Source organism: Nonomuraea sp. NPDC050556 (assembly GCF_044457355.1).
Taxonomy (GTDB): Bacteria; Actinomycetota; Actinomycetes; order Streptosporangiales; family Streptosporangiaceae; genus Nonomuraea.
Window position 1 is genome coordinate 692,435 of sequence record NZ_JBITGU010000005.1, and the last position, 21,245, is coordinate 713,679.

The window sequence follows — 21,245 nt, forward strand, 5'->3', positions numbered from 1 at the left end:
AGCAATCGACGACGATGCGAGGACGTGTGAGTAACAGTAGCTACAACCCCGAGCAACCCGACGGGACGGCTCGCCCGGGGCGGCGCCGTCGCTCAAGTTCTCCCCGTTCCGTCCCCCAGAGTGGACAGCCGCAAACCGGCTGGGGAGCGGCGCAACCGCCGCAGCGCCGTCCAGAGGCCGCATACGAGGCGACCGGCACGATGCCCGCCCAGCCCGGCCCGCTGCAGCAGGCCCACCAGCAGTCCGCCCAGCAGCAGCCCCCGCGCCGCCGCGCCGCGGAGGAGACCGCGGTCTCCGAGCCCGTACGCCGGAGGCGTCCCTCGGGGCCCGGCGGTCCCGGTGGCCCCGGCAAGGGTGGCGGCGGCGATGAGAAGGAGCGCCCGCGCTGGCGCCGGTTCATCCCGAGCTGGAAGATCGTCCTGGCCGGTTTCGCGGTTCTGGCCGCCGGTCTCTTCGGCATGATCGCCGTGGCGTACGCGGGCACGCCCGTCCCCGAGCGGGCGCAGGCGGACGTCGACGACCGCGGCAGCACCATCTATTACGCCAACGGCGAGCCCATGGCGAAGCTGGGCACCAAGCGCACGCCGGTGACCATCGACAAGATCCCGCTGCACGTCCAGGACGCGGTGATCGCCGCGGAGAACAGCTCCTTCCGCGAGGACTCGGGCATCTCCTTCTCCGGCATGGTCCGCTCGGTGTGGAGCACGGCGACCGGCCAGCAGGTCCAGGGCGCCTCCACGATCACCCAGCAGATGGCGCGTAACTACTACGACGGCCTGAGCAAGGAAGTGAGCATCCAGCGCAAGATCAAGGAGATCTTCGTCGCGGTCAAGCTCAACAAGTCCAAGTCCAAAGAGTGGATCCTGGAGCAGTACCTCAACACCATCTACTTCGGTCGCGGCGCCTACGGCATCGGCGCTGCAGCGCAGGAGTTCTTCGGCAAGAGCGTCGGTGAGCTGACGCCCGAGCAGGGCGCCTACCTGGCCGGTCGCATCCAGAACCCCGACGCCTTCGACATCGCGGAGAAGAAGGGCAACAACGGTCCGACCGACTTCCGCTACACCTACGTGATCGGCCAGATGGCCAAGCTGGACCCGGCCAAGTACGCGGGACTTCCGGCGAAGTCGCCGAAGTCGCCGAAGCGGACGAGCTACAAGGTCAAGGACTACTTCAAGGGCATCAAGGGCTACATGGTCAGGGCCGTGCTCGACGAGCTGGAGAGCCGGGGCATCACAGAAGAGGCCGTCAAGACCAAGGGCCTGAGGATCGTCTCGACGTTCGACGCGAAGCTGATGCGCGCCGCCAAGGCGGCCGTGCACCAGCACATCGACGGGCTCACGAAGGAGATCAACGCCAGCCTCGCCGCCGTCGACCCGACCAACGGCCGGATCGTGGCCTTCTACGGCGGCGACGACTTCAGGTACGACGAGTGGAACGACGCCTTCCGCTCGCAGAAGCAGGCGGCCTCGGCGTTCAAGCCGTACGTGCTGGCCGCGTGGCTGGAGTCCGGTTACAGCCTGAAGAGCTACCTCCCGGCCAAGGGCCCGGTCAAGCTCCCGAACACCACCGACATCAACAACGACCACTCCTCCGCGGCCGCCTCCGTCGACGTCGTCCACGCGACCTCCGCGTCGGTCAACACCGCCTTCGCCAAGATGGGGGAGAAGGTCGGCCTCGACATGGTGATCGACGTCGCGTCGCGGGCGGGCATCAACAAGCAGCGCCTCGAGGACGTCCGTGCGAAGCAGAACTTCCTGCTCACGATCGGCTCCAGCGAGGTCACGGCGGTCGAGCAGGCAGGTGGCTACTCGATCTTCGCCAACCACGGCAAGCACTTCGACAACCACGTGATCATCGAGGTCAAGGACAAGAACAAGATCACGATGTTCAAGGAGGACCAGACCCCCACGCAGGTCATCTCCGAAACGTCCTCGGCCGACGCCCTGGTCGCCCTGCGGGCCGTGGTCACCAGCGGCACCGGCAGGAACGCCGCCCTCTACGACCGGCCGGTGGCCGGCAAGACCGGGACGAACAACGAGAACAAGGAAGCGTGGTTCGTCGGCTTCGCCCCGCAGTTGTCCACCGCGGTCGGGATGTTCCGGCAGGAGTGCAGGACCAAGAGCGGCAAGGTCGTCAAGCCGCGCTACTCGCTCTGCCCGTGGTACCGAGGCAAGGACGCGGCCAAGGAGACGAAGTACACGCCGCAGAACCCCTACTCCACCGCCTACGAGGTCCCGCTCGGCTCCGGATTCCAGGGTGCGACCTACCCCGCCGCGATCTGGAAGAGCTTCATGACCGAGGCCATGAAGGGCAAGAAGGTCGAGCAGTTCCCGCCGGCGGCGAACGCGGGCACGGAAGAGGACCTGGCGCCCAAGCCGGAGCCCAAGAAGACCAAGACCCCTGAAGAGGACCCCAACGAGCAGTGCGGGCCCTTCGACATCTGCGACAACCCCAACCCGGACGACACGGGCGACGTGACCAACGACGACATCGGCACCGACACGACCGACGTGCAGGGCGGTGACGGCGGCCCGACCCGCCAGGACATCGCCACGGTGCCCGACCCGATGCCGACGCGGCGCGAAGACGGATGACCACGGGATTCGAGGCACGGCCCTCGCTCGCCATGAGGGCCGTGCCGTACCTCCCTCTTGGCCTCTTCGCGGCCATGGGCGCGATCCTGGCCTATCTCATCCGGATGCCCTGCAGGTCGGGCGGATGGGTCGACCAGGTCAAGATCTACACGAACTTCTGCTACACCGACATCTACCCGCTGTACTTCGACCGGCAGCTCGGCACCCAGAACCCCTACTTCGCCGTCGTGCCCGTCGACAAGCAGGTCGAGTACCCGGTGGTGCTGGGCGAGGTCATGCAGTTCGTGGCGTGGATCGCCAGGTGGCTGCACCCGGGCGAGGAGCACATCGGCGAGCAGGCCGTGGCGTTCTACGACATCACGGTCATGCTGCTGGGCATCTGCCTGGTCATCGGCGTCCTGCTGATGGCGGCCGTGGCCGGGCCGACCAGGCGCTGGGACGCGTTGTGGTTCGCGATCTCGCCCGCCGTCGTGTTCGCCGCCTACATCAACTGGGACCTGGTCGCGGGCGCGCTGTCCATGGGCGTGCTGCTCGCCTGGTCGCGCCAGCGTCAGGTGCTGGCCGGCGTGCTGCTGGGGCTGGCGATCGCGACGAAGTTCTATCCGCTGATGTTCGTCGGCGCGCTCTTCCTGCTCACGTGGCGCACGGGGAAGTGGAGACCGTTCCTCGTCACGCTGGCCTCGACGGTCGGGGCGTGGCTGGTGGTGAACGTGCCGTTCATGCTGCTGGCCTGGGAGGGCTGGCGGCGGTTCTACGTCTTCTCCCAGGAGCGCGGCATCGACTGGGGTTCGCCGTGGCTGTTCTTCATGAAGAAGGGCTGGCCGATCCTCGGCGACACCGACGTCAGCCTGCTCGGCATGATCTCGCTGGCCGTGCTGCTGCTCGGCGTGGCGCTCGTGACGCTGGCCGCGCCGCAGCGGCCGAGGCTCGCGCAGATCTGCTTCCTGGCGCTGGCCGCTTTCATGATGACGAACAAGGTGTGGTCGCCGCAGTTCGTGTTGTGGCTGGTGCCGTTCGCCGTGCTGGCCAGGCCCAACTGGAAGCCGCTCGCGCTCTGGCAGGCCGCCGAGGTCTGGTACTTCATGGCGATCTGGCTCTACCTGCTCGCCCAGTCGCCGGTCGACCGGCCTGACCTGGGCATCGGCGACGACACCTACTTCACCGCCGTCTGGGGCAGGATCATCACGATCGCGATCATGATGGCGTTCGTGGTGCGCGACATCCTGCGGCCCGAGCATGACGTGGTACGGCAGGGCGGCATCGACGACCAGATCGGCGGCGTCTTCGACGAGGCGCCCGACAGGTTCACGCTCCGACCGGCATGACCCGGTCCACGGTCCTGCTGTGGACGAGCTCGCGGCTCGGTCTGCTGATGGTCGGGCTGTTCGGGGTGGCGTGGCTGGCTCCCGGGCAGAGCTTCCTGGATCGGGCCAAGCAGTGGGACGCCGGGCTGTTCGTCACCATCGCCGAGCACGGTTATGACGGCGACCCGGCCAAGCCCGTGGATCCGGGGCTGCCCGCCTTCTTTCCCGGAATGCCCATGGTGTTGCGCGTCGTGCACCTGGCGGTGCCCGACTGGTCGCTGGCCGGGCTGATCATCTCGCTGGTCGCCGGGGGAGTGGCGATGGTCGCGCTGTCGCGGCTGGCCGACTTCGAGGGCGTCTCCGGCTGGGCGGCCGTGCTGGCGGTGATCTGCTTTCCCACCGCGGTGTTCCTGGCGGCCGGGTACAGCGAGCCGCTGTTCCTGGCCTTCGCCATCCCGGCCTGGCTCGCCGCGCGCAAGGGGCAGTGGCATTACGCGGTGCTCCTCGCGGCGGGCGCTTCCTGCGTCCGGATCACCGGGCTGTTCCTGGGCGTGGCGCTGATCGCCGAGTTCTTCCTGGGCAAAGGGCAGACGGTACGGCTCAGCCGCATGCCGCTGCTGGTGGTGCCGTTCCTGCCGCTCGCCGCCTACTCGGCCTTCCACTACTCCCGCAGCGGTGACTGGCTGGCGTGGAAGCACGCGCAGGAGGCCGGGTGGGGCAGGGAGATGGTCTGGCCGTGGGACGCGTGGAGCACCACCTGGGGTTCCACGATGGGCACGGACGACTTCGCCGTGGCGTTCCGCATGGAGATCGTCGGGGCCGTGGTGGCCGTGGGAGTGCTCCTGTGGCTGCTGTTCCTGCGGCGGTGGAGCGAGTTCGTCTACTGCGGGTTGCAGGCGGGCGCGCTCATGACGTCGGCCTACTACCTGTCGATCCCGCGCTCGCTGCTGCTGTGGTTTCCGCTGTGGGTGCTTCTGGGACGGCTCAGCCGTACCGGCATCGGGGTCTACGCCCTGGTCTTCGGGCCGCTCATGGTGGTGAACACGCTGCGGTTCCTGACCGGCGCCTGGGCGGGGTAGAAGGCTCTACCCGCTTCCGGCGCTCGGTAATCCAGGAAAGTTATCCACAGGCTGTGTGTTTAGAGGTTCTTTCTGAGAAGCGCGATGTCATCGGCCTGGCCCTCGCCCGGGGTCTCCACGATGATCGGCGCGTTCGCCGCCCTGCAGACCGCCAGGATCGCCTCGACGTCCATCTTCCCGCTGCCGAGGTTGGCGTGCCGGTCGGCGCCAGAGTCGAACGCGTCGCGCGAGTCGTTGCAGTGGATCAGGTCGATCCGGCCGGTGATGGCCAGGACCCGGTCGACCAGGTCGACGAGCTGCTCGCCGCCGGCGTGCGCGTGGCAGGTGTCGAGGCAGAAGCCCACGTCGAAGCCGTCCAGCTTCTCCCACAGGCGGGCGATGTTGTCGAGCTTGCGCGCCATGGCGTTGTCGCCGCCCGCGGTGTTCTCGATGAGCACCGGGATCGGGCACTCCATGCGCTCGAACACCTTGCGCCAGTTGTCGAAGCCGATCGCCGGGTCGTCGTCCTTGCCCATGTGGCCGCCGTGCACGATCAGGCCCTTGGCGCCGAGGTCGGCCGCCGCCTTCAGGTGCTGGGCGAGCAGCTTGCGGCTGGGGATCCTGAGGCGGTTGTTCGTGGTGGCCACGTTGATCAGGTAGGGCGCGTGGATGTAGAAGTCGATGCCCTCGACCGGCTTGTCCGGCAGCACGGGTCCCTTGTAGCTCTGCGGGTCGCCGAGGAAGAACTGGACGATCTCCGCACCGACCTCTTCCGCGTGCGCCGCTGGGTCGTCCTGGCCGACGTGAGCTCCGATTAGCACCATCACACGAGCCTATCCGTTTGCCGGGCAAGCAAAAGGGCAGTCGCGGGGCAGCCCCCCGACCCCTAGGAGCCACGGATGCCCCGGAGAGTCTTCAGTGTGATTTTCCTGATCTATATCCTCATCGGAATCTACGTAGCCTGGATCTACGGATACATCACAGCGCCCCTGCTGAAGCGCATAGCAGAGGCGCTGCTCGCGGTCTTCCTGTGGTTCGTGCTGCCGCTCGGCGGCAGCCTGCACATCAGTTAGAGGAACCCGCCGTGCGCGATCCCCAGCGACACGCCGACGAACGAGGCGACGATGCCGATGATGTTGAGCGTGCGCTGCGGGGTCGTCGCCGAGATGTACTGCGAGTAGAGCCCCATGCCGAACCCGAGCGCCCCGAACCACGAGGAGATCGCGTGGGCAGCGGGGAAGAACGTCGCGACGAATGCCACGAGGCCACTGACAAGAGTAGCCACGGCAAGGATGTTCTCGACCGGGTGTGCGCGGCCGTCACTGTTGAGTGTGAGCTTGACCGGTTCGTTGTCCGAAGGCTGGAGAACGTGTGGCACAGCTACCACCTCCTCGATTCCCTACATGCCTTCCCATCCGTGAGCGGCTGGTAACCTGGGCAGGCTGCGTTGTGATGACCCTTGGCGTCGATATGGACGCCGAGTGGCAAACGCAGCGTCCTCCTGTCACGACAGATCGTCGTGACCGCAAGAGTCCAGAGGAGGTTGGAGTCCCGCATGCGTCGTTACGAAGTAATGGTCATTCTGGACCCTTCGCTCGATGAGCGCACTGTGGCGCCGTCCCTCGACCAGTTCCTCACCGTCGTCCGCAATGACGGCGGCACCGTGGAGAAGGTCGACGTTTGGGGCCGTCGCCGTCTTGCCTACGACATCGACAAGAAGTCGGAAGGCATCTACGCCGTCATCGACCTGTCCGCCGAGCCGGCGACGGTCAAGGAGCTCGACCGCCAGATGAACCTCAACGAGGGCATCCTGCGCACCAAGGTTCTCCGCCCCGACGTGCACTAACCGGCTCGTTGCCCGGCTTTTTGTCGGGCGCGGACCGTAGTCTGAGCCGTAACCCAAGAGTGTTCAGGAAAGGCTCCAGCCATGGCAGCAGGCGACACCGTAATCACGATCGTTGGCAACCTCGTCGACGATCCTGAGCTGCGCTTCACCCCTACGGGTCAAGCCGTGGCTCGGTTCCGCATCGCATCCACTCCGCGGTTCATGGATCGACAGACCAACGAATGGAAGGATGGCGAGAGCCTCTTCCTGACCTGCAACGTCTGGCGACAGGCGGCGGAGAACGCCGCCGAGTCGCTCCAGCGCGGCATGCGGGTCATCGTTCAGGGTCGGCTCAAGCAGCGGTCCTACGAGACCAAGGAAGGCGAGAAGCGCACCGTGTACGAGGTCGAGGTCGACGAGGTCGGCCCGTCCCTGCGTAACGCGACGGCCAAGGTCAACAAGTCCTCCCGTCAGGGTGGCGGCGGTGGCGGCGGCTTCGGCGGCGGTCCCGCAGACGACCCGTGGGCCTCCGCGTCGCCCGCCCCCTCCTCCGGAGGTGGCTTCGGTGGCGGCGGCGGCGGTTTCCAGGGCGGCGGCGGTGGCGGCGGCCAGCAGCAGGGCGGCGGCTTCAGCGGCGGCAACGACTTCAGCGACGAACCGCCTTTCTAACATCCAGACATCCACCCCGGTCCATTCCCGCGTGACAGCGGGGCTCTGAAAGGAGCACCACGATGGCTAAGCCGGCACTGCGCAAGCCCAAGAAGAAGGTTTGCCTGTTCTGCCACGACAAGATCTCCTACGTCGACTACAAGGACACGGCGTTGCTGCGGAAGTTCATTTCCGACCGCGGCAAGATCCGTGCCCGCCGGGTGACGGGCAACTGCACCCAGCACCAGCGCGACGTGGCGACCGCGATCAAGAACGCCCGTGAGGTAGCGCTGCTGCCTTACACGAGCACCGCGCGCTAAGGAGGCCTTGCGACATGAAGCTCATTCTCACGACCGAGGTCTCCGGCCTCGGCGCCCCTGGTGACATCGTCGAGGTCAAGGACGGCTACGGCCGTAACTACCTCGTCCCCCGCGGCTTCGCGATCCTCTGGACGCGCGGCGGCGAGAAGCAGATCGCATCGATCAAGAAGGCGCGCGACGCCCGCGAGATCCGCGACCTGGGCACGGCCAAGGAGGTCGCCGGCCAGCTCGGCGCCCTCAAGGTGAAGCTGACCACGCGCGCCGGCGAGTCCGGCCGCCTGTTCGGCTCGATCACCACCGGCGACATCGCCGACGCGGTGACGAAGGCGGGCGGGCCCAAGCTCGACCGTCGTCGCATCGAGATCGTCAACCCGATCAAGAGCGTCGGTAGCCACAAGGTCAGCGTCAAGCTGCACCCGGAGATCTCGGCGTCCGTCGACGTCGAGGTCGTGGCCGGCTAGCACCACGCATTCCAGAGAGCCCCTCTCCCGTCACAGGGAGAGGGGCTTTTTGCGTTCCATGAACGTGACAGCTCCCTGACCAGGGGGAACCCTCACCTCGAGAGCGCCCAGAAAGCCCCAGAGAGGAGACTCTCTCCTTTGAGGAGAGGGGTGTATGAGGTCCTTTTAAGAACCCCAGCCCGCGCAGGCCCGCACGACTGGGCGGTGGGCCGTGGTGTCCCTGGGAGGGGCGGTTCGTGCGCCGTTGCGGCGCCCGGCCACGTCCGCTCGGTGAGCGTCACCCTCCCGAGGAGCCCAGCCCCGTGCGGCGGGTGGCGCGTCCCACGGCTCCGCCGTACCCACTAAGACAAAAGTCACCTGGTCAGGGCATATAGAATTTGGGGGTTCTTTCGTGCTCCCCTGGAGGCTCACCCGTGGTCCGACCCTCGATGTTGCTTGCTGTCGGTGCGCTCGCGGTTGCGGCCGTAGCCTGTGCCCCCGCCGACAAGACGGCCACCAGCGCCGCCCCCACCAGCGCTGCCTCCTGCACGAAGAACACGCTGAAGCTCGTCAACGCCGGCAAGCTCACCATCGGCACCGACAAGCCCGCCTACGAGCCGTGGTTCAAGGACGACGACCCCGCCAACGGCAAGGGCTTCGAGAGCGCCGTCGCCCACGCCATCGCCGGTGAGCTGGGCTTCGACCGCACCGAGGTGCAGTGGCAGACGGTGAAGTTCGACACCGCCTTCGCCCCTGGCCCCAAGAAGTTCGACTTCGACGTCAACCAGGTCTCCATCACACCCGACCGCGCCAAGGTCGTCGACTTCAGCAAGGGCTACTACACGGTCCAGCAGGCCGTCGTCGCCGTCAACGGCACGAAGTTCGCCGACGCCAAGAGCCTCGCCGAGCTGAAGGGCGCCAAGATCGGCGTGCAGGTCGGCACCACCTCGCTGGCCGCCGTCAAGGACGTCATCAAGCCCGACCAGGAGCTCAGCGTCTTCAACGAGCAGATCGACGCGGTCAACGCGCTGAAGAACAAGCAGGTCGACGCGCTCGTGGTCGACCTGCCGACCGCCTTCTACGTCACCGCCGCGCAGGTCGACAACTCCAAGATCGTCGGCCAGTTCAGCTCGACCGGCGGCACGCCCGAGGAGTTCGGCGCGGTCATGCAGAAGGGCAACCCGCTCAAGTCCTGCGTCGACAAGGCCGTCGAGTCGCTCAAGACCAAGGGCGAGCTGGCCAAGATCGAGCAGGAATGGCTGGGCTCCGCCGCTGGTGCGCCGGAACTCAAGTGACGACGGAGTGGGTCAAGAGCGATAGGCAGATCGAGCGGGAGCGGGTCCGCAGGCAGCGTTCCCGCCGCTCGATCTCCGTGGCGTCCGCCTCGACGATCATCGTGCTCGTCCTGGTGGTCGTGGGAACGACCAACGCGCCCGGCTGGTCGTCGGTGCAGGAGACGTTCTTCAGTCCCGAGCACTTCGTCAAGGCGCTGCCCGACGTCTTCAGCGGCTTCCTGCTCAACATCAAGATCTTCCTGATCACCGAGCCGCTGATCCTCATCGTCGGGTTGCTCGTCGCGCTCGCCAGAGGGCTGAAGTCGCCGATCTTCTTTCCCCTGCGCGCGCTGGCCGTCATCTACACCGACATCTTCCGCGGCATTCCCACGATCCTGCTGATCCTTCTCATCGGCTTCGGGCTGCCCGCGCTGAACCTCCAGGGCGTCCCCGAGTCCCCGGTGACGCTGGGCATCATCGCGCTGACCCTGTCCTACGGCGCGTACGTGGCCGAGGTGTTCCGCTCCGGCATCGACTCCATCCACCCCAGCCAGGTGGCCGCCGCCAGGTCGCTGGGGCTCAACCACGGCAAGACCATGCGGTTCGTCGTGCTGCCGCAGGCCACCCGCAGGGTCGTGCCGCCGCTGCTGAACGACTTCATCTCGCTGCAGAAGGACACCGCGCTGGTCGCCACGCTCGGCCCGCTGGAGGCGCTGCGCCAGGCGCAGATCTACGCGGCCAGCACCTTCAACTACACCTCCTACCTGGTGGCCGCGCTGCTGTTCATCGCGCTCACCGTCCCGATGGCCAGGTTCACCGACTACCTGGCCGCCCGATCGCAGAGGCGGCGCGGAGCATGAGCCTGCTGACCATCGAAGGGGTGTGGAAGAACTTCCACGGCAACCACGTGCTGCGCGGCATCGACCTCGAGGTCGACACACACGAGGTGGTCTGCCTGATCGGCGCGTCCGGGTCGGGCAAGTCGACGCTGCTGCGTTGCGTGAACCTGCTGGAGACCGTCGACGACGGCGCGATCTTCCTGGACGGCCAGGAGATCACCGACCCGCGCATGGACGTCGACGACGTGCGCAAGCGGCTCGGCATCGTCTTCCAGGCGTTCAACCTGTTCCCGCACATGAACGTGCTGGACAACATCACGCTCGCGCCCAAGCAGGTGCACCGGACACCGGCCAGGCAGGCGGAGGAGCAGGCGCGCGACCTGCTGTCCAGGTTCGGCCTGGCTGACAAGGCGGGCGCCTACCCCGACCAGCTGTCCGGCGGCCAGCAGCAGCGGGTGGCGATCATCCGCGCGATGGCCACGCAGCCCAGGCTGATGTTGCTCGACGAGGTGACCTCGGCGCTCGACCCGGCCCTGGTGGTCGAGGTGCTCGGCGTCATCAGGGAGCTCAAGCAGTCGGGCATGACGATGATCCTGACGACGCACGAGATGAGCTTCTGCCGCGACATCGCCGACACCGTCTGCTTCCTCGACGGTGGCGTGCTGGTGGAGAAGGGCCCGCCGGAGAAGATCTTCACCGAGCCCGACCATCCGCGCACCAAGGAGTTCCTGCGCAGCGTGCTCGACTCCGGGCGGTTCTAACGCCGGTGCTTGCCGCCCCTGTTGTGCTCGGCGAGGTGGCTGTGGCTCTTGCCGTACGCGAGGTAGATGACCAGGCCGAAGGCCATCCAGAGGCCGAAGTACGCCCAGGTGATCACCTGGAGGTTCACCATGAGCCAGAGCGAGGCGATCAGCGAGCATGCGGGCAGGATCGGTGACAGGGGTACGGAGAACCCGCGCGGCAGCTCGGGCATCCTGCGCCGCAACACGATGACGCCCGCCGCCACGAACAGGAACGCGAACAGCGTCCCGATCACCACCAGCGGCTCCAGCGTCAGGACCGGCACGAACTCGGCGAGCAGCACCGCGATCGCCCCGATGACCAGCGTTGTCGTCGAGGGGGTGTGGTAGCGGCGGCTGATCACGGCCAGCGCGCGGGGGAGCAGGCCGTCCCTGGCCATGGAGAACAGCACGCGGGTCTGGCCGACGATCAGCACGAGGATCACCGTGGTCAGCCCCAGGACGGCGCCGATGTCGATGACGTGCACCATCCAGTCGGCTTTGACCTCGCGGAAGGCGCTGGCCAGCGGCGCGACCGTGGAGATCTGGGTGTAGGGGACCATGCCCACCATCACCACCGCGACCGCGATGTAGATCACCGTGGCGATGACCAGGCTGCGGATCATGCTGCGCGGCACCGCCCTGGGCGCGTCGATCGTCTCCTCCGACGCCGTGGCCAGCAGGTCGAAGCCGATGTAGGCGAAGGCGATCGCGGGCGCTGCGGCGAACACGCCGAACCACCCGAACGCGTGGCCCTCGCCGAACACGACCCCGATCACGGTGTCCGGCGGCGTGGTGGTGGGACGCGGCGGCACGTAGAAGTCGCCGAGGTTGGCCGCCTTGAAATGGAGCGCTCCTACGACGATGACCGCGCCGATCGCGACCAGCTTGGCGGTCACCATGACCCACAGCGCGCGCAGGCCGATGCGCGAGCCCATCGCGACGGTGCCGGTGATGACGATCAGGATGACGGCCGTGAACGCGTCCCCGTACGGCGCGCTGATCCCGAAGTCGGCCAGCGTCTGGACGGCGTAGATGGACCACGCCCTGGCCACGACCGCCGCGGCGAGCTCCATCTCCAGGATCAGCGCCCACGCGATGATCCACGCCCACACCTCGCCGAAGATCACGTAGGTGAAGGTGTAGGCGCTGCCCGAGGTCGGCATCGTCGATGCCAGTTCGGCATAGCAGAGCGCCGCCAGCATGGACGCGATGCCCGCGATCATGAACGAGATGATCACGCCGGGGCCGGCCGTGGTGGCCGCCTGGCGGCCCGCTATGGTGAAGATGCCCGCGCCGATCATCACTCCGAGCCCGAGCACCACCAGGTCTGCGGGCCGGTAGACCTGGGCGAGCTGATGTCTGGCACCGGTGCGCAGCCCGGTGGCCTCTTCAGTCGGTAATCTCCGCAAAATCGTGGACAACGGGCACACTCCGCTCACGGAACCCGCCCACAGTGCCTCACCGCTTGCGTCACCACAAGCACGGGAGGGTTACGCCCCGGTCACCAGCCAGGCGTTACCGTTCGCCCGCCGTACCAGGGTGATCATGCGGGCGACCATCCACACGCCGAGCGCGCACCACAGCGCCACCAGGCCGCCGCCAGAGGCGAGCAGTGCGGCGGGCAGGTAGGCCAACGTCGTCCACACCCCGGCCCAGGCCAGGTAGCGCTGGTCGCCCGCGCCGATCAGTACGCCGTCCAGCACGAACACCACGCCGCAGATCGGCTGGAAGAGCGCGACCGGCCACAGGGCGGCGAGCAGCTCGGTGGTGACCTGGGGGTCGGCGGCGAAGATCCCCGGGATCAGCGGCTTGGCCACGATGACCAGCACCCCGAAGACGACGCCCGAGCCCACGCCCCACAGCACCATCCGCTTGGTGGCCGCCCTGGTGGCCGCGACGTCTCCGGCGCCGAGGGTCCTGCCGGTGATGGCCTGCCCGGCGATGGCGATGGCGTCGAGGGCGTACGCCAGGAGGCTCCAGACCTGCGCCGCGATGGCGTAGGCGGCCAGCGAGGCCGGGCCCATCCTGGTGGCCAGCACGGTGGCGACCAGGAGGACGATCCGCAGGCAGATCGTCCGGATGAGCAGCGCGAAGCCCGCCGTGCCCGCCTTGGTCATCCCCTTCAGATCGGGAGCCAGGCTTGCGCCTATTTTCCGGGCGCCCTTGATCACGACGGCCAGGTAGACCGCCGCGCCCAGCGTCTGGGCGAGTACGGTGCCCCAGGCCGAGCCCGCGATGCCCCAGCCGAGACCCAGCACGAACCAGGCGTTGAGCGCCGCGTTGAGCGCGAACGAGCCGATGGAGACGGCCAGCGGGGTGACCGTGTCGAACATGCCGCGCAGGACACCCGTCCCGGCGAGCACGATCAGCATGCCCGGGGTACCGAGCAGGCTGATGCGCAGGTAGGTGACCGCTGCGGCGGTCTGCTCCGGCGTGGCGCCGAACAGCCCGACGATCGCGGGGGCGAGCGGCCAGCAGACCGCGATCAGCACCAGGCCGATCGCACCGGCCAGCCAGACGCCGTCCACACCGCTGCGCATGGCCTGCGCCTGGTTGCCCGCGCCCATCTGGCGGGCCACCGACGCCGTGGTGCCGTAGGCGAGGAAGACGCAGAGGTTCAGGAGTGTGGCGAGTACGGCTCCCGCGACGCCCAGCGCGCCGACCGCCGTGGTGCCCAGGCCGTGCCCGACGATCGCGTAGTCCGCGAGCAGGAAGAGCGGCTCCGCGACCAGCGCACCGAAGGCTGGTACGGCTAGCCGTAGAATCTCCCGATCTTGGACCGTAATGGGCATTTACCAATTATGCACCTTACGTCTGGATGGGTTTCCGACTTTCTTTCCTCCACAGTCGGTGGACATTGTTTCCGCAGGTCAGACGTTGATCCAGAGTTATGCACAGGACTTATCCCCAGGGCTGTCCACAGAGCTCCCACACCTTGGGGGCAGTCCTGCACAGCTTGACCACAACCTTGTCCACAGGCCGCGTTGCCGTAGTTGGGGATTCCGGCGAAACTGTCACTCCGGTCAGCTACAAGTGGGGGGAGTGCTGAGGGGGCGCTGTGGCTACGGACGATGAGGGGCCCGTTGGGCCAGGCTTCGAGCGCACACCGCCGAACAACATCGAGGCGGAGCAGTCGGTGCTGGGCGGCATGTTGCTGTCCAAGGACGCGATCGCCGACGTCGTGGAGATTCTTCGCTCCGACGACTTCTACCGGCCCGCGCACCAGATGATCTACGACGTCATCACCGACCTCTACGGCAGGGGCGAACCTGCCGACGCGGTGACCGTCTTCGACGACCTGCAGAAGCGCGGCGAGATGGCCAGGGTGGGCGGCGCCGCCTACCTCCACACGCTGACCGCCGTCGTCCCCACTGCCGCCAACGCGGGCTACTACGCCAAGATCGTGCGCGAGCAGGCCATCCTGCGGCGCCTGATCGAGGCGGGCACCCGCATCGTCTCCTTCGGCTACGGCGGGCAGAACGAAGAGGTCGACGACCTGGTCGACCGCGCGCAGGCGGAGATCTACAAGGTCACCGAGCGGCGGACGTCAGAGGACTACCGCCCGCTTTCGGAGATCATGCCCGGCGCCCTGGACGAGCTGGAGGCGATCGGCAGCCGGAGCGGCCACATGGTCGGCGTCCCGACCGGCTTCCAGGACCTCGACGCCCTGACCAACGGCCTGCACCCCGGCCAGATGATCGTCGTAGCCGCCCGCCCCGCCATGGGCAAGTCGACGCTAGGGCTGGACTTCGCCCGGTCTGCGGCGATCAAGCATGGGATGACGACCGTCATCTTCTCGCTGGAAATGTCGCGCAACGAGATCACCATGCGACTGCTGTCCGCCGAGGCGCGGGTGGCGTTGCACGCGATGCGCTCGGGCATGATGAGCGACGACGACTGGACCAGGCTGGCGCGCCGCATGAGCGAGGTCGCCGAGGCGCCGCTGTTCATCGACGACTCGCCGAACATGTCGATGATGGAGATCCGCGCCAAGTGCCGGCGCCTGAAGCAGCGCCACGACCTGCGCTTCGTCATCATCGACTACCTGCAGCTGATGAGCTCGCCGAAGAAGACCGAGAGCCGCCAGAACGAGGTCTCCGAGATCTCCCGTGGCATCAAGCTGCTGGCCAAGGAGCTCGAGGTCCCGGTCATCGCGATGTCCCAGCTCAACCGTGGCCCGGAACAACGCACCGACAAGCGCCCCGCGGTCAGCGACCTCCGCGAATCCGGCTCCATCGAGCAGGACGCGGACATGGTCATCCTGTTGCATCGTGAGGATGCGTACGAGAAGGAGTCGCCGCGGGCGGGGGAGGCGGACCTGATCGTGGGCAAGCACCGTAACGGTCCCACCGCGACCGTCACCGTGGCGTTCCAGGGTCACTACAGCCGCTTCGTCGACATGGCCCAGCACTAGGAGTCGCTGGCGAGCCCGCGCTCTCGCAGGGACGCCAGCGAGTCCACATACTTCAGCATCAGGCGGGCGAACTCCAGCCGGTCCTCCACCGTCCAGTCCTCGGTGATGTACTCGAACGCCGACCGCTGGTGCCGGCGGAAGCGTTCCATGAGCTCCATGCCCTGCGGGCTGAGCTGCAGCACCGTGCGCCTGCCGTCCTGCTGTGAGGCGGCACGCACCAGGTAACCGGCCTTGATGTTGTCGCTCACCATCCGGCTCGCCACCGAGGGGTCCACGCCGAGGAGTTCGGCGACCCCGCCGACGGTGAGCTCCCGGTCGGCGTGTTCGAGCACGTGGTTGAGCACGAGCGTCCTGCTCAGGTCCTTGGCCGAGATCGGGTTCTCGACCTCCAGCAGCGAGGTGCGGCGCAGCTTGCTGAACGCGGGCCCTACGGCGTCCAGGAGCTCATCGGGTGTCATGCGTTTCATCGTACTCCAAAGGACATGTGTTGACATGAATTTATATGCATGCAAGCATACATGTGTCGAACACCACGAACGGAGAAACGAAATGACCATCCTCATCACCGGCGCCCGCGGCAAGATCGGCCAGGCGATCATCGCCCGCCTCCACACCGCCGGCCTCCCTGTCCGCGCCGCCAGCGCCAACCCCGCCGAGCTCACCGTCCCCGACGGCGTCGAGAAGACCGAGCTCACCTCAGCCGCCTTCGACGGCGTCAGCCAGGTCTTCCTCTACCCCAGCCCCGACGGCGTCGCCGCCTTCATCAAGAACGCCCAGGCCGCAGGCGTCGAGCACGTCGTGCTCCTGTCCTCCGCCTCCGTCCTCGCCCCCAACGCCGACAACGACCCGCTCGCCCTGGAGAGCCTCCTGGTCGAGCGCGCCCTCGCCGCCTCCGACCTGACCTGCACGTTCCTGCGCCCCGACGCCTTCGCCACCAACGCCCTCGGCTGGGCCTACCAGCCCAAGCCGATCCACCACGCCTACCCCGACGCGACCATCGCCCCGATCCACCCCGAGGACATCGCCGACATCGCCGTCGAAGCCCTCACCGGCACCGCGCTCAGGGGCCGCCACATCACCCTCACCGGCCCAGAGCAGCTCAGCTTCCGCGAGCAGCTCGCCGTCATCTCCGAGGTCACCGGCCGTGACTTCCCCATCGTGAAGATCACGCACGAGGAGGCCGAGATCCAGATGGGCAGGTTCATGCCGCCCAACATGGCCGGCTCCCTGCTCGCCCTCTGGGCCGCCGCCACCGAGCACCCCGTTGCCATCGCAGAAACCACTCACTCCCTGCTCAACCGCCCCACGCGCACCTTCCGCCAGTGGGTTGCGGAGAACTCCGGAGCCTTCCTTTCATGAACAGAAATCGCTGGGCCATCCTCGCGGTGGTCCTGTTCGCCGCGATCCTCGACCTTCTCGACTCCACGATCACCGACATCGCCGCCCCGACCATCGCCGCCGACTTAGCCGGCGGCCCCGCCCTCACCCAGTGGCTCGGCGCGAGTTACGCCCTGGCCATGGGCGTCCTGCTCGTGGTCGGCGGACGCCTCGGTGACAGGTACGGCAGGCGCCGCCTGTTCCTCGTCGGCATCACCGGCTTCACCCTCGCCTCGATCGCCTGCGGCCTGGCCTTCGACCCGGCCTCGATCGTCGTCTTCCGCCTGCTCCAGGGCGCGTTCGGCGCCCTGCTCATCCCGCAGGGGTTCGGCATCCTCGGCGCGGTCTTCCCCCGCGACGAGATCGGCAAGGCGTTCGGCGTCTTCGCCCCGGCGCTCGGCCTGTCCGCCATCGGCGGCCCCATCCTGGCGGGCTTCCTCATCGACGCCGACCTGTTCGGCCTCGGCTGGCGCTCCATGTTCCTCATCAACGTCCTGCTCGGCGGCGCAGCGATCGTCCTGGCGGTACGGCTCCTGCCGCACGACTCGGGCGACCGTACGGTCACCATCGACGGACTCGGCTCCCTCCTGCTCGCCGGCACGATGTTCGGCCTGCTCTTCGGCCTGATCAGCGGGTACGGCTGGGCCCTTGCGGCGGGCGCCGCCTTGTTCGTCCTGTTCTGCCTGCGCCAGCGCTCGGCCGCCAGCCCGCTCATCGAGCCCTCGCTGCTGCGCAACCGCGGCTTCACCTCCGGCCTGCTCCTCGGGCTGGTCTTCTACGCCGCGGTGTCCGGCCTGCTGTTCGTCCTGTCGCTCTACCTCCAGGACGTGCTGCGCGACTCGCCGACCCAGGCGGCTCTCGGGCTCACGCCCATCGCGGTCGGCATCATCGTCGCCTCGATCGCGGCTCACCGGCTCATCGCCAGGCTCGGCCGTACGCTGATCGTCGCCGGGCTGGGGCTGACCCTCGCCGGCACGCTCGGCCAGCTCGTCCTCATCCAGACCAGCGCCACGTGGCTGCTCGCCCTGCCTGTGTTCGTCGCCGGGCTCGGCCTGGGCACCTGCTTCGGCACGATCTACCAGGTCACCCTCGGCGACATCGACCAGAAGGAGTCGGGCAGCGCCAGCGGCTCGCTCTCCGCTGTCCAGCAACTGGCCAACAGCCTCGGCGCGGCCGCCGTCACCACCATCTACTTCCAGAGCTCGGGCGCGCTCAGCCTGGCCGTCGTGGCCGCCGCCGTCCTCGCCTGCCTCGCCCTCGTCCCTCTCATGCCTCGCAAAGCCGCTCAGGAGCACGCATCATGAAGCCCATCGGTTACTGGCTCAACCGCACCGACCAGGCGCTCACCCGCTACATGGACACCATGCTGGGGGAGTTCGGCCTCACCAGGATCGCCTGGCAGGTGCTCAACGTCGGCAAGTCCGATGCCGAGGTCCTGTCGGTCCTCAGCGCGAACGCCGACGCCGCCACGCTCACCGCCGCCATCGAGACCGTCCTGTCGGACGGCTGGGCGCACCGGCCCGCGCCGGGCGAGCTGGCCCTCACCGCCGAAGGCGCCGAGCGCCTGGCCGTGGTGGCCGAGCGCGTCGACGCCTTCCGCGAGCTGTCCATGTTGGGCATTTCCCGGGATGACTACCGCACCGCCGTGCAGGTGCTCGAGCGCATGGCCCGCAACCTAGAGGGCTAGCGTGGCCCTGAGCGCGAACCTGTGGGCGGTGGCCTCGAAGGGCATGGGCAGTGCGCGCAGCTGCTCCGCGTATCGGGTGACGTCGAAGTCGGGCACCTGCCACGGTGTGATCCGCAGGAACAGCACGAGCGCCCCGACGTCGTGGAAGACCGTGGGCACGCGGGCCTCCTCCTGCCACTGGACCTCGAACCCCGCCTCGACCAGCTCCTCCACCGCCTCCTTGAGGTTCCACGAGAGGTACCCGTGCGACGGCGCGCCCAGCGCGCTGTTGATCTCGGCGAGGTCGAGGCCGCCCACCTGCTGCGTGACGAAGGTCCCGCCAGGGGTCAGGACGCGCCGGATCTCGGCAGGGTCGTACGACTCGTGCCTGCTGAGGATCAGCTCGAACGACGCGTCGGGGAAGGGCAGCACGTCGTCGTCGCCGACCTCGCGCACCTCCACGCCGAGCGGCTCCAGCCGCTTCCTGGCGATCGGCACGTTCGGCTCATATCCCTCGGTAGCCGCCGTCCTGGCAGGCAGCGGCGCGAACGTCGACAGCAGCTCGCCACCTCCCGTCCCCAGGTCGAGCAGCGAGGACGTCCGCGGCAGCCGTTCCCGCACGATCCGCTCGTAACTCCACGGCGGCTCGCCGGTGACCATCCGCCCGGCGAACACGCCGAAGTCCCAGCCCTCGAACGGCGTCGCCAGCGCTTCGGCGATCAGCTCGTCCACGTGACGGTCAGCTCCTCCTGGCTCGCGAAGCGGACGAGGTGCCTGGCGACGACGTCCTGCACGTCGGCCAGCTTGTCGAGGTCCTCGGCGGTGGCGCGCAGGAGGATGTGGCCGGGGAACGGCGTCAGCGTGCACTCGCCGTAGGACAGCGTGATGGTGCCCAGCCCGTCGTCGTCCAGCTTCGTGCTGACCTTGTGCCCCATGTGGGAGACCAGCTGCTTGATATAGCGCTCGGCCCGAGGGGTGTCCACCTGGGCGGTCGAGTCGATCACGGTCGTGCTCCTTCTTCCAGTGCTTCTTCGATGCGGCTGTTACTCGTCATCCGCATGGTCACCAAGGTCATGATCAGCAGTACGGCGGCGCCGAACAGGTAGGGGGCGGCGAGTCCGACCTCCTGCGCCAGCCAGCCGCCGAGCACCGCGCCCACCGGCGCCGCGACGACGGCAAGGATACGTCCGGCGGCGCCGACGCGGCCCGCGAGCTCCTGGGGAACGATGGCCTGGCGCACCGAGGGGCCGAGCACCATCGTGGCCGACATGGCCCCGCCGCAGACGGCCATCGCCAGCCCGGCGGACACGGGGGAGTGCGACAGCCCGAGCCACAGCTGCGAGGCCGCCTCGATGGCGGCGGTGACGGTGAGCGCGGTGCCGGTACCCAGGCGACCGCCCAGGTGCCTGGCGGCGACCGTACCCGTGAGGCCGCCGATGGACATCACGGTCAGCAGCAGGCCGAACCCGAACGTGCCCAGCCCGAGCTGCTTGGTCGCGAACAACACCAGCACCGCGCCACCCGCCGAGAACGCCAGGTTGCCGACGGCCGGGCGCAGGCTGAGTCCGAGCAGGACGCGGTGGCCCAGCAGGTACCGGACGCCTTCCCGCATGTCGGCCACGAGCGAGGTCGTCCTGGCAGGTGCGGCGGGGCCTCGCTCAGCCGGAAGCGACCTGATCAACAGGGCGCTGAACAGGAACGACACCGCGTCCACTGCGAACGGCACGGCCCTCGCGAGGGCGAACAGCGCGCTTCCCGCTGGGGGCCCGGCGAAGTCGTGTCCCACCAGGCCCGCGCCGTGCATGCGGCTGTTGGCCCGCTGGAGGAGCGCGGGGTCGCGGCCGACGAGCTGGGGGAGGTAGGACTGGGCGGCGGTGTCGAAGAACAGCTGGCCGATGCCGAGCAGGAAGGCCACGGCGATCAGCAGGGGCATGCTGATCGATCCCGTCATCGCCGCCACCACGGGGATGGCCACCAGGGCGGCGCGGGCGAGGTCGGTGATCCACATGGTCCTGCGGCGGTCCCAGCGGTCGACGAGCGCGCCGCCGAGGAGGCCGAACAGGAGCCAGGGGAGGGTGGCCGCCGCCGTGATCAGGGAGAGGACTATGGGGCTGGCGGTCAGGTTGACGGCGAGGAGGGGGAGGGCGGCCAGGTAGATGCCGTCGCCGAGGGAGGAGACGGCGGAGGCGGCCCAGAGCCGGTGGAACGCGGAGGGAAGCCTTGCGGGGGCGAGTACGGTCATGCGCCGGGCGTGTCCTTCGGGCGGAACAGGGCGACGGCCATGGTGGCGGCCTGGTGGTCGTTGTCTCTGGCTGCGCCGAGCTCGTCCATGAGCGCTTCGAGGCGGTCGACGAACTCCTCGAACCGGTCGTCGGGGATGCGGGTGTGCTGCATTCGGACGAAGCGCCTGGACCCCTCAGGGGCCTCGGCGAGGTCCGCGATGGCGTGGCCCAGGAGCACGTCCCGCTGGCCGGGGGCGGGGTCGGGGAGATGGATGTTGCGCACGGCCCGGTCGTAGTAGCGCTCCATGACGCCACGGACCTTGTTGGTCCTGACCACCTTGACGAGCCCGGCCCGCTCGAGCAGCCGCATGTGGTAGCTGGAGCTGCCCTTGGCCAGCCCGAGCTTTTCCGCCACCTGGGTGATGGTGGCCGGTCCGTCCCGCAGGACGCCAAGAATGCGATGCCTCACAACATTGCTCATG

Annotated in this window: 24 protein-coding genes; 15 read left to right on the top strand and 9 right to left on the bottom strand. The window is 68.1% G+C overall.

Features of this window, described 5'->3' with window-relative positions:
• Positions 1–26: 26 nt before the first annotated feature.
• Genes ACIBG8_RS45495 through ACIBG8_RS45505 form a run of 3 tightly spaced genes read left to right on the top strand, consistent with a single transcriptional unit; the run spans position 27 to position 4,977 of the window.
• Positions 27–2,594, top strand: a complete 2,568-nt coding sequence (locus ACIBG8_RS45495) for a transglycosylase domain-containing protein (protein WP_397349510.1) — start codon at positions 27–29, stop codon at positions 2,592–2,594.
• Positions 2,591–3,919, top strand: coding sequence for a glycosyltransferase family 87 protein (locus tag ACIBG8_RS45500; protein WP_397349511.1), 1,329 nt, complete (start codon positions 2,591–2,593; stop codon positions 3,917–3,919). Before ACIBG8_RS45495 ends, ACIBG8_RS45500 begins: the two co-directional genes overlap by 4 nt.
• The gene (locus ACIBG8_RS45505; RefSeq protein ID WP_397349512.1) at positions 3,916–4,977 is read left to right on the top strand and encodes a mannosyltransferase family protein; all 1,062 of its coding nucleotides are present in this window, start codon (positions 3,916–3,918) and stop codon (positions 4,975–4,977) included. Before ACIBG8_RS45500 ends, ACIBG8_RS45505 begins: the two co-directional genes overlap by 4 nt.
• 59 nt (positions 4,978–5,036) lie before the next feature.
• Here the strand turns inward: ACIBG8_RS45505 and ACIBG8_RS45510 are convergent, their stop codons facing one another.
• The gene (locus tag ACIBG8_RS45510) at positions 5,037–5,780 is read right to left on the bottom strand and encodes a deoxyribonuclease IV (protein WP_397349513.1); all 744 of its coding nucleotides are present in this window, start codon (positions 5,778–5,780) and stop codon (positions 5,037–5,039) included.
• Positions 5,781–5,876: 96 nt separating this feature from the next.
• On the opposite strand from ACIBG8_RS45510, the gene ACIBG8_RS45515 reads away from it, so the two are divergent.
• Positions 5,877–6,029: a hypothetical protein gene (locus ACIBG8_RS45515; protein WP_397349514.1), complete on the top strand. Its 153-nt coding sequence runs from the start codon at positions 5,877–5,879 to the stop codon at positions 6,027–6,029.
• On the opposite strand, the gene ACIBG8_RS45520 is transcribed toward ACIBG8_RS45515, so the two are convergent.
• On the bottom strand, positions 6,026–6,334 hold the full coding sequence (locus tag ACIBG8_RS45520) for a hypothetical protein (RefSeq protein ID WP_397349515.1): 309 nt from the start codon (positions 6,332–6,334) through the stop codon (positions 6,026–6,028). The genes ACIBG8_RS45515 and ACIBG8_RS45520 overlap by 4 nt on opposite strands.
• A gap of 177 nt (positions 6,335–6,511) precedes the next feature.
• Here ACIBG8_RS45520 and rpsF point away from each other — a divergent pair, with 177 nt between their 5' ends.
• From rpsF to ACIBG8_RS45555, 7 genes are all read left to right on the top strand, one after another.
• Entirely contained in the window at positions 6,512–6,802 is a 291-nt protein-coding gene (rpsF, locus tag ACIBG8_RS45525; protein ID WP_026214314.1) for a 30S ribosomal protein S6, read from the top strand.
• An 81-nt stretch (positions 6,803–6,883) separates the two neighbouring features.
• Positions 6,884–7,450, top strand: coding sequence for a single-stranded DNA-binding protein (locus tag ACIBG8_RS45530; protein ID WP_397349516.1), 567 nt, complete (start codon positions 6,884–6,886; stop codon positions 7,448–7,450).
• A gap of 62 nt (positions 7,451–7,512) precedes the next feature.
• A complete protein-coding gene (gene rpsR, locus ACIBG8_RS45535) occupies positions 7,513–7,749 on the top strand; it encodes a 30S ribosomal protein S18 (protein WP_020543048.1) in 237 nt (78 codons plus the stop codon).
• 14 nt (positions 7,750–7,763) lie between these two features.
• Positions 7,764–8,210 carry a 50S ribosomal protein L9 gene (gene rplI / locus ACIBG8_RS45540; protein ID WP_397349517.1) on the top strand — a complete coding sequence of 149 codons (447 nt, stop codon included), beginning with the start codon at positions 7,764–7,766 and terminating at the stop codon, positions 8,208–8,210.
• Between the two features lie 428 nt (positions 8,211–8,638).
• Entirely contained in the window at positions 8,639–9,484 is an 846-nt protein-coding gene (locus ACIBG8_RS45545) for an ABC transporter substrate-binding protein (protein WP_397349518.1), read from the top strand.
• On the top strand, positions 9,481–10,323 hold the full coding sequence (locus ACIBG8_RS45550; protein ID WP_397349519.1) for an amino acid ABC transporter permease: 843 nt from the start codon (positions 9,481–9,483) through the stop codon (positions 10,321–10,323). The genes ACIBG8_RS45545 and ACIBG8_RS45550 overlap by 4 nt, the downstream gene beginning before the upstream one ends.
• Positions 10,320–11,063: an amino acid ABC transporter ATP-binding protein gene (locus ACIBG8_RS45555; protein WP_397349520.1), complete on the top strand. Its 744-nt coding sequence runs from the start codon at positions 10,320–10,322 to the stop codon at positions 11,061–11,063. Before ACIBG8_RS45550 ends, ACIBG8_RS45555 begins: the two co-directional genes overlap by 4 nt.
• Here ACIBG8_RS45555 and ACIBG8_RS45560 read toward each other — a convergent pair.
• Together ACIBG8_RS45560 and ACIBG8_RS45565 are read right to left on the bottom strand one after the other, a co-directional pair.
• Positions 11,060–12,505 (bottom strand): amino acid permease, encoded by a 1,446-nt coding sequence (locus tag ACIBG8_RS45560; protein ID WP_397349521.1) that lies wholly within the window; start codon positions 12,503–12,505, stop codon positions 11,060–11,062. The two genes, ACIBG8_RS45555 and ACIBG8_RS45560, sit on opposite strands and share 4 nt — an antisense overlap.
• 69 nt (positions 12,506–12,574) lie before the next feature.
• Entirely contained in the window at positions 12,575–13,876 is a 1,302-nt protein-coding gene (locus tag ACIBG8_RS45565; RefSeq protein ID WP_397349522.1) for an MATE family efflux transporter, read from the bottom strand.
• A 266-nt stretch (positions 13,877–14,142) separates the two neighbouring features.
• Between ACIBG8_RS45565 and dnaB the strand changes: the two genes are divergently transcribed.
• The gene (gene dnaB, locus ACIBG8_RS45570; protein ID WP_397349523.1) at positions 14,143–15,498 is read left to right on the top strand and encodes a replicative DNA helicase; all 1,356 of its coding nucleotides are present in this window, start codon (positions 14,143–14,145) and stop codon (positions 15,496–15,498) included.
• Here dnaB and ACIBG8_RS45575 read toward each other — a convergent pair.
• The gene (locus ACIBG8_RS45575; RefSeq protein WP_397349524.1) at positions 15,495–15,956 is read right to left on the bottom strand and encodes a MarR family winged helix-turn-helix transcriptional regulator; all 462 of its coding nucleotides are present in this window, start codon (positions 15,954–15,956) and stop codon (positions 15,495–15,497) included. The two genes, dnaB and ACIBG8_RS45575, sit on opposite strands and share 4 nt — an antisense overlap.
• A gap of 91 nt (positions 15,957–16,047) precedes the next feature.
• On the opposite strand from ACIBG8_RS45575, the gene ACIBG8_RS45580 reads away from it, so the two are divergent.
• Genes ACIBG8_RS45580 through ACIBG8_RS45590 form a run of 3 tightly spaced genes read left to right on the top strand, consistent with a single transcriptional unit; the run spans position 16,048 to position 18,562 of the window.
• Positions 16,048–16,857 carry an NAD(P)H-binding protein gene (locus ACIBG8_RS45580; RefSeq protein WP_397349525.1) on the top strand — a complete coding sequence of 270 codons (810 nt, stop codon included), beginning with the start codon at positions 16,048–16,050 and terminating at the stop codon, positions 16,855–16,857.
• On the top strand, positions 16,854–18,179 hold the full coding sequence (locus ACIBG8_RS45585) for an MFS transporter (protein ID WP_397349526.1): 1,326 nt from the start codon (positions 16,854–16,856) through the stop codon (positions 18,177–18,179). The genes ACIBG8_RS45580 and ACIBG8_RS45585 overlap by 4 nt, the downstream gene beginning before the upstream one ends.
• Positions 18,176–18,562: a hypothetical protein gene (locus ACIBG8_RS45590; protein ID WP_397349527.1), complete on the top strand. Its 387-nt coding sequence runs from the start codon at positions 18,176–18,178 to the stop codon at positions 18,560–18,562. The genes ACIBG8_RS45585 and ACIBG8_RS45590 overlap by 4 nt, the downstream gene beginning before the upstream one ends.
• Here the strand turns inward: ACIBG8_RS45590 and ACIBG8_RS45595 are convergent.
• Genes ACIBG8_RS45595 through ACIBG8_RS45610 form a run of 4 tightly spaced genes read right to left on the bottom strand, consistent with a single transcriptional unit; the run spans position 18,551 to position 21,244 of the window.
• Positions 18,551–19,273, bottom strand: coding sequence for a class I SAM-dependent methyltransferase (locus ACIBG8_RS45595; protein WP_397349528.1), 723 nt, complete (start codon positions 19,271–19,273; stop codon positions 18,551–18,553). The genes ACIBG8_RS45590 and ACIBG8_RS45595 overlap by 12 nt on opposite strands.
• A complete protein-coding gene (locus ACIBG8_RS45600; protein WP_397349529.1) occupies positions 19,261–19,545 on the bottom strand; it encodes a DUF2218 domain-containing protein in 285 nt (94 codons plus the stop codon). Before ACIBG8_RS45600 ends, ACIBG8_RS45595 begins: the two co-directional genes overlap by 13 nt.
• Positions 19,542–20,783 (bottom strand): MFS transporter, encoded by a 1,242-nt coding sequence (locus ACIBG8_RS45605; protein ID WP_397349530.1) that lies wholly within the window; start codon positions 20,781–20,783, stop codon positions 19,542–19,544. Before ACIBG8_RS45605 ends, ACIBG8_RS45600 begins: the two co-directional genes overlap by 4 nt.
• On the bottom strand, positions 20,780–21,244 hold the full coding sequence (locus tag ACIBG8_RS45610) for an ArsR/SmtB family transcription factor (protein ID WP_397349531.1): 465 nt from the start codon (positions 21,242–21,244) through the stop codon (positions 20,780–20,782). Before ACIBG8_RS45610 ends, ACIBG8_RS45605 begins: the two co-directional genes overlap by 4 nt.
• Position 21,245 lies beyond the last annotated feature (1 nt).

What these genes read in the sequence shown, in the direction of transcription:
- ACIBG8_RS45500 (WP_397349511.1), top strand. Translation starts at nt 2,591, where the DNA reads ATGACCACGGGATTCGAGGCACGGCCCTCGCTCGCCATGAGGGCCGTG.
- ACIBG8_RS45505 (WP_397349512.1), top strand. Translation starts at nt 3,916, where the DNA reads ATGACCCGGTCCACGGTCCTGCTGTGGACGAGCTCGCGGCTCGGTCTG.
- ACIBG8_RS45510 (WP_397349513.1), bottom strand. Translation starts at nt 5,780, where the DNA reads ATGGTGCTAATCGGAGCTCACGTCGGCCAGGACGACCCAGCGGCGCAC.
- rpsF (WP_026214314.1), top strand. Translation starts at nt 6,512, where the DNA reads ATGCGTCGTTACGAAGTAATGGTCATTCTGGACCCTTCGCTCGATGAG.
- ACIBG8_RS45530 (WP_397349516.1), top strand. Translation starts at nt 6,884, where the DNA reads ATGGCAGCAGGCGACACCGTAATCACGATCGTTGGCAACCTCGTCGAC.
- rpsR (WP_020543048.1), top strand. Translation starts at nt 7,513, where the DNA reads ATGGCTAAGCCGGCACTGCGCAAGCCCAAGAAGAAGGTTTGCCTGTTC.
- rplI (WP_397349517.1), top strand. Translation starts at nt 7,764, where the DNA reads ATGAAGCTCATTCTCACGACCGAGGTCTCCGGCCTCGGCGCCCCTGGT.
- ACIBG8_RS45545 (WP_397349518.1), top strand. Translation starts at nt 8,639, where the DNA reads ATGTTGCTTGCTGTCGGTGCGCTCGCGGTTGCGGCCGTAGCCTGTGCC.
- ACIBG8_RS45555 (WP_397349520.1), top strand. Translation starts at nt 10,320, where the DNA reads ATGAGCCTGCTGACCATCGAAGGGGTGTGGAAGAACTTCCACGGCAAC.
- ACIBG8_RS45565 (WP_397349522.1), bottom strand. Translation starts at nt 13,876, where the DNA reads ATGCCCATTACGGTCCAAGATCGGGAGATTCTACGGCTAGCCGTACCA.
- ACIBG8_RS45575 (WP_397349524.1), bottom strand. Translation starts at nt 15,956, where the DNA reads ATGACACCCGATGAGCTCCTGGACGCCGTAGGGCCCGCGTTCAGCAAG.
- ACIBG8_RS45580 (WP_397349525.1), top strand. Translation starts at nt 16,048, where the DNA reads ATGACCATCCTCATCACCGGCGCCCGCGGCAAGATCGGCCAGGCGATC.
- ACIBG8_RS45585 (WP_397349526.1), top strand. Translation starts at nt 16,854, where the DNA reads ATGAACAGAAATCGCTGGGCCATCCTCGCGGTGGTCCTGTTCGCCGCG.
- ACIBG8_RS45590 (WP_397349527.1), top strand. Translation starts at nt 18,176, where the DNA reads ATGAAGCCCATCGGTTACTGGCTCAACCGCACCGACCAGGCGCTCACC.
- ACIBG8_RS45605 (WP_397349530.1), bottom strand. Translation starts at nt 20,783, where the DNA reads ATGACCGTACTCGCCCCCGCAAGGCTTCCCTCCGCGTTCCACCGGCTC.
- ACIBG8_RS45610 (WP_397349531.1), bottom strand. Translation starts at nt 21,244, where the DNA reads ATGAGCAATGTTGTGAGGCATCGCATTCTTGGCGTCCTGCGGGACGGA.